Source organism: Anoxybacillus sp. PDR2 (assembly GCF_009834045.1).
GTDB classification, from domain to species: Bacteria; Bacillota; Bacilli; order Bacillales; family Anoxybacillaceae; genus Anoxybacteroides; species Anoxybacteroides rupiense.
Map to the genome: position 1 here is coordinate 2,270,150 of NZ_CP047158.1, position 14,287 is coordinate 2,284,436.

General features: G+C 41.6%; 13 protein-coding genes. 5 read left to right on the forward strand and 8 right to left on the reverse strand.

Annotation, left to right across the window (positions count from 1 at the left end):
* Window positions 1–450: 450 nt before the first annotated feature.
* The 6 genes from GRQ40_RS10840 to GRQ40_RS10865 form a co-directional block, all read right to left on the reverse strand.
* Complete coding sequence (locus tag GRQ40_RS10840; RefSeq protein ID WP_044746374.1) at window positions 451–1,731, reverse strand: TRAP transporter large permease; 1,281 nt, start codon at window positions 1,729–1,731, stop codon at window positions 451–453.
* Window positions 1,728–2,234: a TRAP transporter small permease gene (locus GRQ40_RS10845; RefSeq protein WP_159719968.1), complete on the reverse strand. Its 507-nt coding sequence runs from the start codon at window positions 2,232–2,234 to the stop codon at window positions 1,728–1,730. The genes GRQ40_RS10840 and GRQ40_RS10845 overlap by 4 nt, the downstream gene beginning before the upstream one ends.
* A gap of 68 nt (window positions 2,235–2,302) precedes the next feature.
* Window positions 2,303–3,340 (reverse strand): TRAP transporter substrate-binding protein, encoded by a 1,038-nt coding sequence (locus GRQ40_RS10850; RefSeq protein ID WP_159719969.1) that lies wholly within the window; start codon window positions 3,338–3,340, stop codon window positions 2,303–2,305.
* Between the two features lie 2 nt (window positions 3,341–3,342).
* Complete coding sequence (locus GRQ40_RS10855) at window positions 3,343–4,248, reverse strand: hydroxymethylglutaryl-CoA lyase (RefSeq protein WP_159719970.1); 906 nt, start codon at window positions 4,246–4,248, stop codon at window positions 3,343–3,345.
* A 1-nt stretch (window position 4,249) separates the two neighbouring features.
* Window positions 4,250–5,452, reverse strand: a complete 1,203-nt coding sequence (locus tag GRQ40_RS10860) for a CaiB/BaiF CoA transferase family protein (protein ID WP_159719971.1) — start codon at window positions 5,450–5,452, stop codon at window positions 4,250–4,252.
* Between the two features lie 8 nt (window positions 5,453–5,460).
* Window positions 5,461–6,135 carry a GntR family transcriptional regulator gene (locus GRQ40_RS10865; RefSeq protein ID WP_231734621.1) on the reverse strand — a complete coding sequence of 225 codons (675 nt, stop codon included), beginning with the start codon at window positions 6,133–6,135 and terminating at the stop codon, window positions 5,461–5,463.
* 514 nt (window positions 6,136–6,649) lie between these two features.
* On the opposite strand from GRQ40_RS10865, the gene GRQ40_RS10870 reads away from it, so the two are divergent.
* Together GRQ40_RS10870 and GRQ40_RS10875 are read left to right on the forward strand one after the other, a co-directional pair.
* On the forward strand, window positions 6,650–7,852 hold the full coding sequence (locus tag GRQ40_RS10870; protein ID WP_052661037.1) for a GGDEF domain-containing protein: 1,203 nt from the start codon (window positions 6,650–6,652) through the stop codon (window positions 7,850–7,852).
* A gap of 313 nt (window positions 7,853–8,165) precedes the next feature.
* Complete coding sequence (locus GRQ40_RS10875; RefSeq protein WP_159719972.1) at window positions 8,166–9,065, forward strand: SDR family oxidoreductase; 900 nt, start codon at window positions 8,166–8,168, stop codon at window positions 9,063–9,065.
* 291 nt (window positions 9,066–9,356) lie between these two features.
* Here the strand turns inward: GRQ40_RS10875 and GRQ40_RS10880 are convergent, their stop codons facing one another.
* Complete coding sequence (locus GRQ40_RS10880) at window positions 9,357–9,917, reverse strand: hypothetical protein (RefSeq protein ID WP_159719973.1); 561 nt, start codon at window positions 9,915–9,917, stop codon at window positions 9,357–9,359.
* Window positions 9,918–10,188: 271 nt separating this feature from the next.
* Between GRQ40_RS10880 and mscL the strand changes: the two genes are divergently transcribed.
* Window positions 10,189–10,581: a large conductance mechanosensitive channel protein MscL gene (mscL, locus tag GRQ40_RS10885; protein ID WP_159719974.1), complete on the forward strand. Its 393-nt coding sequence runs from the start codon at window positions 10,189–10,191 to the stop codon at window positions 10,579–10,581.
* A gap of 463 nt (window positions 10,582–11,044) precedes the next feature.
* Here the strand turns inward: mscL and hutG are convergent, their stop codons facing one another.
* The gene (hutG, locus tag GRQ40_RS10895; RefSeq protein WP_159719975.1) at window positions 11,045–12,031 is read right to left on the reverse strand and encodes a formimidoylglutamase; all 987 of its coding nucleotides are present in this window, start codon (window positions 12,029–12,031) and stop codon (window positions 11,045–11,047) included.
* Window positions 12,032–12,629: 598 nt separating this feature from the next.
* On the opposite strand from hutG, the gene GRQ40_RS10900 reads away from it, so the two are divergent.
* Entirely contained in the window at window positions 12,630–13,274 is a 645-nt protein-coding gene (locus tag GRQ40_RS10900; protein ID WP_159719976.1) for a PAQR family membrane homeostasis protein TrhA, read from the forward strand.
* A gap of 103 nt (window positions 13,275–13,377) precedes the next feature.
* The gene (locus GRQ40_RS10905) at window positions 13,378–14,205 is read left to right on the forward strand and encodes an aldo/keto reductase (protein WP_159719977.1); all 828 of its coding nucleotides are present in this window, start codon (window positions 13,378–13,380) and stop codon (window positions 14,203–14,205) included.
* Window positions 14,206–14,287: the final 82 nt, after the last annotated feature.

Here is a 14,287-nt window from a genome sequence, read left to right on the forward strand (position 1 = left end):
TAATTGGTATTATATAACTTCCTCCATAAAAAGTAAAACTATGGAATTGATCATGTCCAAAAAATGAAAAACGTCGCTTATAAACACACAAAGAGAGTTTCACCATCTCTATAAATAATGAACCTATCCCACCTCCACTCCGTGAAGAGGTGGGATAGGTGGGTGATGTTAAAATCTAGGTCTATCTTTATCATGTCAACGCATAACAAAAGCCCGACCAACACTGCTTTCAGATCCATTCATCGCTTGGTGAAGCAGTTTGTTGTTCGGGCATCCAACCGTCGAAAGCGGATCATTCCCTGTTCATATAGGGAAGAAATATAGAGGGATCAAGAGATACCATCTATCATCGCTGCATGCCATATGTCCAACCAGCACCACAGGTCTCTATATATCAAATATTAGGAAGCGGACAAAGCTAGTCCCTTACAACGCGCCTTCGCGATGTAGTTATTTCATCCGATCGCTTACTACAAACGTTGCGATTTCCGGGAAAAATGACAAAACGGCTATAAATAAAAGCATGATAATAGCGTATGGGATTACCCCCTTGACAATTTCGGCTATCGTGTTGGTTCGATCTAGCCCTTTCAAAACGAATAAATTCAATCCAACAGGAGGAGTGATCAAAGCTAATTCCATATTTACCACCATCACTACGGCAAACCAGATCGGATCAAATCCTAACGAAGTGATAATTGGATATAAGATTGGCAGCGTAATGACCAGGATGGAGATCGTTTCTAAGAAACAACCTAAAATCAGTAATACGATATTAATTAAAATAAAGATCACCCACGGTGATACATTTTGCGAAATAGCGAATTGCGTGATGGCTTGTGGGATTTGCAGTACGGTCATAATATATCCAAGCAGCATCGCACCGACAATAAGCATTAAAATCATCGCATTTGTTTTAACTGTAGATAATACAATGGTTTTGATATTGGAAATCGTTAAATTTTTATATATAAAAATAGAAATAAGAATACTAAGCATAGCACCAATCGCCGCTGCTTCGGTAGGAGTAAAAATTCCTATATAAATACCACCAATGACCACAATTGGCAAAATCAATCCCCATATAGCGCGCTTCGATGCTTCCTTTCTTTCTTGCCAAGTAGCTGGAGCTTCCTTAATGTGACGCGTTTTCCAAGACGCAAAGATCATAAACGCCATCGTTAGCAATATTCCCGGAACAATACCGGCCATAAATAATTTCCCAATGGATTCGCCGGTTACAGACCCATATATAATCATCGGCACACTGGGCGGGATAAGGATACCTAGCGTTCCACCAGCTGCTAGCAAGCCAAGCACCATTTTTTTATCATATCCGCGCTTGGTCATTTCCGGGAGCGCAACCGCTCCAACTGTAACAGCCGTTGCTACACTGGACCCAGATATAGCAGCAAAAATCGCGCAGCAAAATAATGTGGCAATCGCTAACCCGCCCGGAAAATGCCGGAACCATCTGCTTGCCATTTCATACAGATCACGTCCTACACCACTCACAACCAAAACTTGGCTCATCAGCACATACATAGGCAAGGCCGTAAGAGTAAAATCATCTAAAGATTTGTAAGAAATGATCGGAATTTGCAAAAAAGAAAACGTTCCGCCGTTGAACAGATACATTCCACTAATGGCCAATAAGCCAAGGGCAAAGGCAACTGGTAAACCGATCAACAATAACGAAGCCATTCCACCGAGAAAAAAGGCAATATTCATATATGTCCTCCCCCTTTCTGAACGCCGCCATCCATTATTTGAAGAATAAAGGCAATGCAAAGTAATATGCCTCCGATTGGAAGAAGCAGTTCTGGGATATACATAGGTATGCGTAACAACGAGGCAGATGTCGTTCCTAGCTGATATGTGCCAAATACATACTTAAATCCATAAACCGTAAAAATGATGCTAAAAATAAGGCCTAATGCATTAGAGACATAAGCCAATATTTTTTTTATACGATCAGACAATACATTAATGAATAAATCTACTGTAATATGAGAATACGATCGAACAGCATATGCAGAGCCTAAAAAGCAGCTTCCCATAATCGCGTAGATGGACAGCTCGGTAGCCCAAATGGTTGGACGATTAAAGACGGCTCGCGAAATGACATCAAACGTCGTCATACATGTAGTCAATATGATAAGGATGCCTGCCGCTATACCTCCAGCAAAGACTAACTGATCAAACGTTTTATACACCCATGAGAAACGCTTCATCTTCTTCCTCCTTCTGAAAAAAGGAGAAGATCTTTCTCTCCCTTTTTCCATTTAACGTAAAGCTCGCTTTATTGAAGATGCTCTATGCTGTCAAGCAATTTCTTTCCTAAATCTCCTGCTTGTTTGATATAGGCAGCGCGCGCCGGTTCAGCTGCTTTCTTCCATTCCGGCAATTCCGCTTCTGAAATGGCTTCTATCTGCATTCCCTTTTCTTTTAACGCTTTGGCTGTTCTTTCATCTTCCGATTTTGCTTGCGCGCGAATCCATTGTTCCGTTTCTTTAGCCGTTTCGCTTAATAGATTTTTTGTGTTTTCTGGAAGGCGATCCCAAAAGTTTTTGTTCATCGCCAGAATAAATTCTAAATAGGCATAGTTATTAATCGTTAAATATTTAGCTACCTCATCATAATGGCGTTGCAGCATCGCCGTAGTTCCTGATGTGGCTCCGTCTATCGTTTTACGCTGCAAAGCGGTGTACACCTCTCCCGCGCCTAAAAATACTGGGGAAGCACCATAAGCTTTAATCATTTCTGAGGGGATCTCTCCGATACTACGAATCTTAAGTCCTTTAAAATCGGCAGGAGATTTAAGCGGCCGAACATTATTGGCAAATTGCGCATAGCCATAGTCTGCATACATTAACACTTTGGCTCCTTTTTCTTCCATTGCTTGATTTAACTTCTCTCTCATCTCTCCGGATAACGCTTTCCCTGCTTTCTCATAATTTGAGAAGGCATACGGAACATCAAAAATTCCCATAGCCGGAACAACGGAAGACCATAATGTCGACGAATTCACTCCCATTTCCACTCCGCCTGTCAAGATCGCTTGGTTCATTTCTTTATCGCTCAACAGCTGTCCAGCCGGATATACTTGAATTTTGACCTTTCCTCCTGATTTTTCCGTCACCTTCTTAGCAAAATTTTCAATTCCGATGGAAATATGATGATCTTGAGGCAAATTATACGCTAATCGGATTGTAACTGGTTCATATTCATTTTTTCCGCCAGAGCTTGATGCTTGTTTTGTCATCGTGTTGCCGCCGCAACCGCTTAAAATAATAGATAATAAGAAACAGATACTCAGTATAAATGATAACTTTTTCATCCTTACACTCTTCCTTTCCTTATTTTTTCCACATGTCTAACCCTTCCTAAAGCTGAATTTGCGGTCAGGCTAGCAGCAAAGTCGGCGGCTTCTAATAGCTTTTCAAAGTGAATACCAGTATGAATGCCCATTCGTTCGAACATATATACCAAGTCCTCTGTTGCCAAATTGCCAGCAGCTCCCGGAGCAAAGGGACAACCTCCAATTCCGCTCACAGCGGTTTCGAATATCCTGACCCCCATTTCATAAGCAGCATAAGCATTAGCCAGACCCAGTCCTCTTGTATCATGAAAATGAACAGCAACAGGAATATCCCCTGCTATTTTGAATATATCCGCAAGTAATTCTTTCACTTGCTTTGGAGTTGCCACACCAATCGTATCCGCAATGCCGATCCGGTGAACGCCGGCACGGACGGCCCGCTCAACAAGTGATAAGACTTGTTTTGGTGGTACCTCTCCTTCATAAGGACAGCCAAAGCTTACAGCGATTGAAAAGCAGATCTGAAGATTCTCTTTACCGTTTTCTTCTGCTATTAATTGCTTAAATTTCTCAAAATTCTCTTCCATACTCATACCGATATTTTTTACATTAAATGTATCCGTTGCTGCGGTGATCCAATTGATTTCGGATATATGAGTTCGGACAGCTCGTTGAAATCCTGTAAGATTGGGGACAAGTGCGACAAGCTCTGTATGACTAAACCCTTCACACAGCTGCAGCACATGCTCTGCATCTGCCATTTGTGGAACTTTGCGCGGATGAACAAAGGAGGTGACTTCGATTTTTTTTATGTTCGCTGCTACTAGCATTTCCACTAACTTGACCTTTTTCTCCGTAGGCACAAAATAGCGCTCATTTTGCAAGCCATCTCTAGGGCTTACATCGATCATTTGGACAGTCTCCAATTCAAATGACCCCCTCCTGCTTAAGTTTTTCTAGCTGTTTAACAGAATAACCGAGAATGCCAGCATATATTTCGTCATTGTGTTCTCCTAATTTAGGACCGATCCACTTCATTTCTCCCGGCGTATCTGATAATTTCGGTACAATTCCAGGAAAAAGACATTCCTGCCCATCATCCAATTCGAGCGGCAACAACATCTCTCGCTCTTGATATTGCACATCATGGACAATATCCTGAATACTATAAATAGGACCTGCTGGAATGGAGGAGCGATCGAGCGTTTGTAATACTTCCGTTAAGGTATGCTGTTTTGTCCAGGATTCTATCACGCTATCAATGAACTCAGCATTTTCGGCACGCCCTTGGTTATTCGCATACTTCGGATCATTGGCTAGGTCCTCCCTACCGATCACCTGCATCAATCTTTGAAAGATGTTATTGCTGTTCCCTCCGATCACCACGTGCTTTTCATCTTTACACTTATACGTGTTAGATGGAGCAATTCCGGGCAAGGTACTGCCTGATCGCTCCCGTACTACTCCGGTTAAAATATACTCAGGCAACATCCCTTCAAGCAGACTAAATACGGATTCATATAATGCAACATCCACTAACTGTCCTCGCCTTGCCTCATCCCTCTCCCTTGCATATACTGCCATTAACGTTCCAATAACTGCATATAAACCAGCCGTTAAATCACCGATAGCGACTCCTGTTCTAACGGGAGGACGATCTGGATACCCTGTTAAATATCGCAACCCACCGATGGCTTCCGCAACACTTCCAAATCCGGCTTTATCACGATACGGGCCTGTTTGACCGTATCCGGATATTCTTGTCATGATAATCGATGGGTTTAATTTTTTCATCTCTTCGTAGTCAAGCCCCCATTTTTCAAGCGTCCCGGGTTTGAAATTTTCTAATACGATATCTACTTTTTGAACCAACTGCTTGACAATCTTTTGCCCCCTAGCATCTCTTAAATTAAGCGTGATCGATTTTTTATTTCTTGCCTGCACGTACCACCATATGGATGTATCGCCATGCATCAACCTCCAATTTCTTAATGGGTCTCCCGCCTTCGGTTCTTCGACTTTCATCACCTCAGCGCCAAATTCAGCCAATATCTTTCCAGCAAAAGGGGCTGCGACAAAATTTCCCATTTCTAACACTTTCATTCCTTCTAATGGCTGTTTCTTAACCATCCAACCGTTCACTTCCTTTCGCTGTAAAGATGGACATAAAATTTGTAATCGCTTTCAATGTGTTCCCGCATATATCGGCGCGCATCATCTGCACATCCGCTCGCAATCGCTTCAAATATGTTAAAATGCTCTTCGATCGCTAATTCCACTCGCAGATCATTTCTTTTCAGTATCGCCATTCGATACATGCTGTTGATTCCTCTAAGATGACAAATGGTTTTAATTAAGAAAGGATTGCCGCTCGCTTCGATGATTCCTTCATGAAATTTAACGTTCATGTCGTGGATTTTTTTGAGCTCGTATTGTCTGCATATCTCATGTTTCGAGGGCAAATGTTGGCGCAACATCCTGATTTGTTCTTTCGTAATTCGCTGCGCTGCATAATAAGCGGCAGCTGGTTCCAACTCCACTCGGCATTCATAAAGATGTTGAAAATGGCTGATATCTGGATGAAATACCGTCACCCCACCCCTTTTATTTACAATAACAAGACCATCTTTCTCCAGTAAGCGAATGGCTTCTCGAATAGGACTACGGCTCACCTCAATTTTCTTTGCAATTTTCTCCTCGATTAATCGTTCGCCAGGTGCAATGCGTCCATTCATAATTTCTTCCCGTAAATATTCATACACTTGTTTTTTTAACGTTTCTCTCTTCATCATCTGCGGCTTCAATCTTCTCACCTTCATTTTCGTCGACTGTATACAATCATCATTAAAACGTTTGCAACTAATTTATTACCTTCCTCCTTTACTTATTACTATTTTTTATCCCGTTTCATCACCACTATCATTAAAAAAGGAATCCCCTTTTTCAACTCAGCGAAAATGAGGGGATTACATAGAAAAATATTGGATATTTAAGTACTCATTTTTATGAAAAGGTTTAGTTTATGTCATTTTTTCCATCTGGACCTACATGAAAGAATTTCATATCCTGTTCATAAAACCATCCTCGATCCCCATCAAAACATGGTATAATAGTACTATTATCTTAATCTAATGAATGATTCACTACTTGGCATCCGACCAGCCAGCATCTAAAGCGTATCTATCAAAAATGATATTGGTTCAGCCTAGCCAAGCGAATCATTGACCTAGTATGCCACCTGTTTTACATTGAACATCCAGGCACATTCCGGAATATAAAACAATTTGATAGTAAAAAAGACCCTAAGACAAAGGGAGGGGATGCTAAGTGAACAACAAAATAAAAAGCAAATTTTTTCAACTGATTAGCTTTGATAGGAAGTTATTAGAAGCAGCCAGTGTGATCAATATTCAACGCATGTATTTATTAAGTTGGATCATGGGAGCCATAAATATCGTGCACATCGCATTTTTTGGACTTAATGTTCCATCAAGTCCTCAGCATGTTGTCCTCTGGTATCACTCTATTATTACTCTTCATTTGACTATGCTGTTGGCAAATATGATTTTGGGCTTGATTGCCTTTAAAATAAAAAAGCAAGAAAAAGAAGGAGAGAAGAAAGCTTACTTGATGCAAACGATGTCTATTTTTTTGAATCTGCTTTTTGGCATTCTGCTTTGTGTAAGTGACCAGCTTGTTACCACTAATATCAACCCTCTACTAACAGCCTGCATAGGAGTCGGTTTGATTTTCTTAATCCCGCCTATCATCGCAGTTGTCGTTTATGCAGCCACTTTCTTTTTATTTTTTTATATGGTTACATGGACACAGCATGTACCCGAATTGTTGATCCATATTCGAATTAACAGCGTAACGGCTACAGGAATGGGATTAGGCATATCGCTGATCCTTTGGAAAAATCATCTGTCTAAGCTGAAGCAAAATCACGTCATCCAAGAGCAACAAAGGAATCTGGAAGAAAAAAACGAGTCGCTGCAATTTTTAGCTACTCGCGATGCTCTGACCGGTCTTTTCAATCGGATGCATTTTATCGAGCTAGCTAATACGGAAGCTATTAAAAATGGGAAGACCAACCAAGAAGCTTGCATTATTATTTTAGATATCGATTTCTTTAAAAAGGTGAATGATGACTTTGGTCATCCTGCAGGCGATCAAATTTTAAAAGAGCTTTCTGACATTATTCAAGCTACGCTGAAGATCACCGATATTTCTGCCCGCCTTGGCGGGGAGGAATTTATCATTTTGCTTCCCCAAACCGGCTTACAGCTTGGCAAAGAAATCGCCGAGCAGCTTCGGCAAACGATCGAAGCCCATTCTTTTTCATATGAAGGAAAAACCATCAAAGTTACCGCAAGCTTCGGTATCGCCAAGCTCAGTCATTCGTTTCACACATGCTATAACGATGCCGATAAAGCGCTTTATATGGCCAAGCAAACGGGACGAAACCGCGTCATGGCAGCAGAGTCCCAATCAGCGAGAAATGGGGCATCAACAACAGAACCGCTGTAGCAAGGAGAGAAAGCAAGCCTTCTATGATTCCAAGTTAACGATGTTTTTTCCATTTATAGTTATAGTCGTTTTATTCATGACAGGTTATCGACAAAGTCCATTTTGATTTTATCCATAACATCAGAATGGCTTGAAAACGCTTGGCAAACAAGGAACGGCGCCAAGTGGAGACGTGAAGCGAACAAAAGAAATTCATGCGGGGGCAATCGAGATCAGCGACCAACGATAAATACGTTCATCAACAGTCTGATGAACCTTTTCATAACCATATGCATACGATGGGTGTTGATGAACGGTAAGGAGGGAAAGAGAAATGATTCCCGTATATCCATATTACAGTTATGAAACGGTCTGCAAACAGAAGCCGATCGCGTTTCCGCCTCAGTATCAGCCAAAACAGCCTGGCTTGGAGTATATCATGAATCCCCGGCCTATTTTTGATCATCCTGGTTATAAAGGAAGCGGTAAACTGCAAAATAAAGTGGCCATTATTACAGGAGGAGACAGCGGAATCGGGCGAGCGGTAGCCATCGCTTTTGCCAAAGAAGGAGCCGATGTGGCCATTGCTTACTTAGATGAGCATGAGGATGCCAAAGAGACGAAAGAATATATAGAAAAATACGGGCGGCGTTGTTTACTGCTTTCTGGCGACCTAAGAGAAGAGCGATTTTGCCATCAGCTTGTTCAAGAAACGATCGATGCTTTTGGCAAGCTGCATATTCTCGTTTTAAATCAAGGGGTGCAATATCCGCAACGAAGTATTCTTAACATTTCAAAAAAACAGTTAGAAAATACATTTCGCACTAATATTTTTCCTATGTTTTTCATCACACAAGCAGCTTTGCCTTATTTAAAGCCGGGCAGCTCTATTATGAGCACGGCCTCTGTTACAGCTTATGAAGGTGAACCGTCGTTAGTGGATTATTCGTCAACAAAAGGGGCAGTTGTATCGTTTACTAGATCGTTAGCACTGCAACTAGTAGAAAAAGGCATACGCGTCAATGCGGTAGCACCCGGCCCCATTTGGACCCCGTTAATCGTTTCCTCTTTTTCAGCTGACAGAGTCAAAACCTTCGGCACCGATACACCGATGCGCAGAGCCGGACAGCCGTACGAATTAGCTCCGACATACGTTTATCTTGCTTCCGATGATTCCTCTTATGTCACAGGTCAAGTATTACATGTGAATGGCGGCACCATGACGGAAACATAAGAGGAAATGAGCTAAGCTATTATCTGCTGACCTATTTCCTCTCTATCTATCAAACAAAGTCGCCGCGGAAGGATGAAAATAACGCGCTTTATAGAATGCTTCCCCACTTATACCTTATGCATTGAAGTGGGGTTTTCTTGCTTGAAGATGATAAAACCGGTTCCGTGTATTGACTTTTATCCCTTCTCTATTAACCTACTAGCTAATCACGCAACAAAACCGTCTCCTTCTTTTTTAACATCTCCCCCGAGAAGTCTTCTGCCTCCAAATAGAGTGTAGGCGGGAGAAATTTCATTGAATCATTTCTGTTTTTTCATAATCTGGATTGTGTATATAATGATAGATTTTGCCTGGTTCAAGATAAACGATGGAGTAGCGCTGAGCTTCGTTTTTGTTATCATAAGTGGCAAATACGACAATCCCATTGTATGTTTTGACGCCATCTACATCGATTTCATTAAGCTCCATCCCACTTGATCCCTTCGTCGCTTGAAACTGATACGTTTTCGGAAAGCCTATATCGTAACGGCGCATGATGACGCCGCTCCCCTCAGAATCCACCACCCGTACTGCTTGAACCTTTAATAATGCATCCACCGCTTCTTTTGTCATGCTAAGCTGAAGCTGCTTTTTTAGCTCATCTGGAGTCAATGATGGATTCGTTTGTGTGTTTTCGTTTTGGTTCGTGATATGACCATTTTGGACATCTTGCTGGTTGGTTTGCTCTGAATCTACTACTGTTTCTCTTGTTTTTGAGCCTCCTGCTCTAGCTTCAGGCCCTGATGGTTCCTTATCCGAACAAGCTCCCAGCAAGAAAACGAATAAAAGAGCAAGCCATTTTTTATTTTTCATCATGTCCCCCCCTGTAGTTTCATTGATTAATGGAAACAGCAACATAGGAACAATCCCTTTGTATGGAGCTTACAAGATGGTATACACCTTCATTATTTGTAATTATTTTCCACAATATTATTATAGGTTAATGTAAATATATGTAAATAGTCATTTTATATTAAATTGCTATTCGTTTACCTCATCACCCCGTTCTTCTTTCTCCCATTCATAAATTTCCTCCTAGAATCTTTTATAAATATGTTATACTTGTTAAAATGAGGTGTTATCTATGTGGAAAGAATTTAAAGAGTTTGCAATGCGTGGAAACATTGTTGATTTAGCGATTGGGGTGATTATCGGCGGCGCCTTTAACAAAATCGTTTCTTCCCTTGTCAACGATATGATCATGCCGCTGCTCGGTTTACTGCTTGGCGGTCTTGATTTTAGCAGCCTCTCATTTCAATTTGGAAAAGCCAATATAAAATACGGGATGTTTATCCAAACCATCGTTGATTTTCTCATTGTTGCCTTTTCCATCTTTTTGCTTGTAAAAGGATTAAACAAACTGCATCAACGCAAAAAGCAAGAAAAAATAGAAGAACAGCCTGTGTTATCCAAACAAGAGGAGCTGTTGAGCGAAATCCGCGACTTATTGAAGCAACAACAAAGGGAACGAGGATAATCGCAGCCAAAGTCCATTTTGACTTTGGCTGCATCCGCTTTTTCATCCTCCCTTTGTTTTTTCCTAGCAAACACGATTGCGAGGCCATGGGTGCAGCATAAAAGTGTTAAAAGAGACACCCTCTGTTGTTGCTATCATCCAATGAACAATATCGAATTTCCCGCTTTTCTGCTGAAGTCGGCAAGCCGATTTGCTTTCCGACTAAGCCCCGCGCAAATAAAGAACGCTTGGTGGGTAAGTTCATTTGTCCACTAGCGTTCCTTGTTTGCGGGGGAGGCAGAAAGCTATACAGATATCAGCACGAATGTACGGTTATAAAAGCCAACAGGCAATAGGAGTGACGATTACAAGAGTAAGAACCGTCCGTTCAACCCAAATGACCAACAGCTTCGGAATACTAAGCGGAATTTCTGTGGAAAGAATGCATGGGATCACGGCTGAGAAAATGATAAGGTAAAAATCGCTAGTAATTCTGAGCGATTTCTATCGAATTCCTTCGCTCAAACCCCGCAAGCGCCTCAGCGCACAAATAAGCGGCTAATGTAGTCGTTTTGCGGTTTTCATCGACAGTCGGATTCACTTCAGAAATATCAAAGCTTGTCGTTTTTGGATGAGCAACAATCTGACGGATCAGAGCACGGGCGATTTTGGGATCTAACCCAAATGGAGATGGCGCGCTTACTCCTGGGGCTGCGCTGGCGCTGATCGCATCCATGCAAAGCGTCAGCATCACGACATCGTATTTTTCGATAAATTGTTCAATCGTCGTATATATTTCTTTGATCCTCTCCCACGTCACCTGTTCCTCTAAAACATAAACACAACCATACCGCTGAGCGGTTTCAAACAAGGTAGCTGTATTGCCAAAAGGCTGAATTCCAAGACATAAATATCCAGCTTGGCGGTCTGCATCTAATATTTGGCGAAACATCGTACCTGATGACGTTCCCTGATCGTAGGGCCTCATATCAAAATGAGCATCTATATTAATGATGCCGATGCTCTTTTCCGTTCCAGCCGCTTGGCGTACCCCTAAGTAATGCCCGTACGCCGTTTCATGGCCTCCCCCAATAATAATCGGGGTGATGTGATGCTGTATGAGATGCTGAACCGCTTCGCCTAGTTGCTGTTGGCTTTGTTCCAGATGATGATCTTCACAACCGACATTGCCGACATCGAAAACGAATGTCTTGTCAGAAAAATGCCATGGCAAATTAGCCAATGCTTTTTTTACTTCCACCGGGCCGTAATAAGCTCCGACGCGCCCCTTATTTCGTTTGACACCTTCATCACATTGAAATCCTAATAAAGCAAATGCTTTTCCACCTGTCATTTTTTCAAGTTCATCTATATTTTTTAGTTGCACACGCTGATGAAATCGAAAGCTGAGCGGATCCGTACGGCTGTCAATCCTTCCTGTCCATGTGCTGCTTTGCGGCTGATGGTACACTCTCCAACACGTCCTTTCCTAATTAAGGATTTTATCCTCAAAACACTGGAACCTTTTTAGATATATTCTCGATATACAGTGCAGTTCCTTCTATTTTTCAAAGTCCCCTACTTCCCAATGAAAGGAAACTAGCAGAGCTGCGCCAAACAGAGTCGTTCTTCCTAGCGATCATCAGACGGTTATCGCCCGAAAAGTTTCTTGTCTGTTATAAGGCTAACGAATCATTCTTTTCGATCTATCGTTTCTAAAAAAGCTGGGCATGAAAGAAAGGCAAGCCACAGAGACTTGCCTTGAACCGCTGGGAAGCAATACAAATAACATATATGTGCAAACGTTAAATGGTATCTATATAGACGGTTGAACTAAAATTTTGATTTGGCTTTTTTGAGTCGTTAACGCTTCAAACCCTTTTGGTACAATTGCATCTTAATGAATATAGCTTGTTGTAAATTCGAGAAATATTCTGCTTGTTTTTCATCACCATGGCTCTAAACGCCGTTTTCATTTTCCTATTTCAACATACAAGGACTTTACTGGTTCATTCATCCAGTTCGTGCTACAATAGAAAAGAATATTTTTATGGAAAGGGATGGACTGTTTGGCTAGTACGCATACATTTACAAAAACAGAGGAATTTGTTCATGCGATTACTCATGGAATTGGAGCGATATTAAGCATCGCCGGACTCGTTATTCTTGTTGTAATGTCCGCTATTTATGGAAATGAGTGGCACGTCATTAGCTTTAGCTTATTTGGCAGCACCATGCTTATCTTATATTTATCCTCCACCATCAGCCACGGATTGCCAGAAGGAAAAGGAAAACAATTATTTCAGATTTTTGACCACTCCTCCATTTACTTTTTCATCGCTGGAACCTATACCCCGTTTCTTTTTTTGGCCGTCAAAGGAACAACAGGATGGATTTTGTTTGGAATCGTCTGGGGGCTTGCGGTTGCAGGCACAGTTTTTAAATGCTTTTTTGTCACTCGTTTTTTATATACTTCCACCCTTCTCTACATTGTAATGGGTTGGCTCATCATCTTTGCTTGGAAGCCCCTGGAAGCCAACCTTAGCTCTGAAGGCCTGTTATTTCTCGTATCTGGGGGAGTTTTGTATACGATTGGCGCTATTTTTTACGTATGGAGAGGGGTAAAATTTCATCACGCCATTTGGCATCTGTTTGTATTGGCCGGTTCAATCGCTCACTTTTTCGCCGTATTATGTCTGCTTCCTACTATTTAAACAGAGCGCTAAAAATTGACCCCATGAATGATGCATATGTTTTGCTTTTTCAAACAAACGCAAAGATAATAAACTTATACAAAATTTGGATAGGGGGATTGCCATGAACAGCATCACAGACAGCGCTTTATTATCAAATGGGGTAAAAATGCCGTGGCTCGGACTTGGAGTTTATAAAGTGTCAAACGGCGATGAGGTTGTCAAAGCAGTGCGGACAGCGCTGGAAATCGGCTATCGCCACATCGATACAGCTTCTTTCTATGAAAATGAAGAAGGGGTCGGCCAAGCGATCAAAGAATCCGGAATACCGCGTGAGCAGCTGTTTATTACAACAAAAGTGTGGAACACAGAACAAGGATATGAAGAAACACTCCAAGCCTTTAAAAGAAGCGCAAACAAACTTGGGCTTGAATACGTGGATTTATACTTAGTGCATTGGCCAGTGAAAGAAACATATAAAGAAACATACAGAGCCTTGGAAAAGCTTTATAAAGAGGGATTTGTTCGCGCGATTGGCGTGAGCAATTTCCACATTCATCATTTAGAGAACTTAATGACCGACTGCGAAATTAAACCAATGGTCAATCAAGTGGAATATCACCCTCGGTTGACACAACAAGAGCTTCATGCTTTTTGCCGAAAGCATCAGATTCAGCTGGAAGCATGGTCTCCGCTAATGCGCGGCGTTTTGCTAGAAGAACCGATTCTGGTCGACATTGCCAATAAATATGGCAAATCACCGGCACAAGTTATTCTGCGCTGGGACTTGCAAAATCAAGTGGTCACAATTCCGAAATCCGTCACACCTCAACGAATAAAAGAAAATGCCGAAATCTTTGATTTCGAACTGACAGCTGAAGAAATGGAACGGATTCACTCACTAAATCAAAACAAACGAATCGGCAAAAACCCAAACGATTTCGACCTTTAAGTCCCCCCCTTTAACAACTCTCTCCCACCCGCATTGCAGAGGTGGGAGATTTTTTTGAGCCGTTCAATTCCTCATAGTTAAG

Coding starts and splice junctions, on each gene's coding strand:
- GRQ40_RS10905 (WP_159719977.1), top strand. CDS start 13,378: ATGAACAGCATCACAGACAGCGCTTTATTATCAAATGGGGTAAAAATG.
- GRQ40_RS10875 (WP_159719972.1), top strand. CDS start 8,166: ATGATTCCCGTATATCCATATTACAGTTATGAAACGGTCTGCAAACAG.
- GRQ40_RS10850 (WP_159719969.1), bottom strand. CDS start 3,340: ATGAAAAAGTTATCATTTATACTGAGTATCTGTTTCTTATTATCTATT.
- mscL (WP_159719974.1), top strand. CDS start 10,189: ATGTGGAAAGAATTTAAAGAGTTTGCAATGCGTGGAAACATTGTTGAT.
- GRQ40_RS10840 (WP_044746374.1), bottom strand. CDS start 1,731: ATGAATATTGCCTTTTTTCTCGGTGGAATGGCTTCGTTATTGTTGATC.
- GRQ40_RS10845 (WP_159719968.1), bottom strand. CDS start 2,234: ATGAAGCGTTTCTCATGGGTGTATAAAACGTTTGATCAGTTAGTCTTT.
- GRQ40_RS10880 (WP_159719973.1), bottom strand. CDS start 9,917: ATGAAAAATAAAAAATGGCTTGCTCTTTTATTCGTTTTCTTGCTGGGA.
- GRQ40_RS10860 (WP_159719971.1), bottom strand. CDS start 5,452: ATGGTTAAGAAACAGCCATTAGAAGGAATGAAAGTGTTAGAAATGGGA.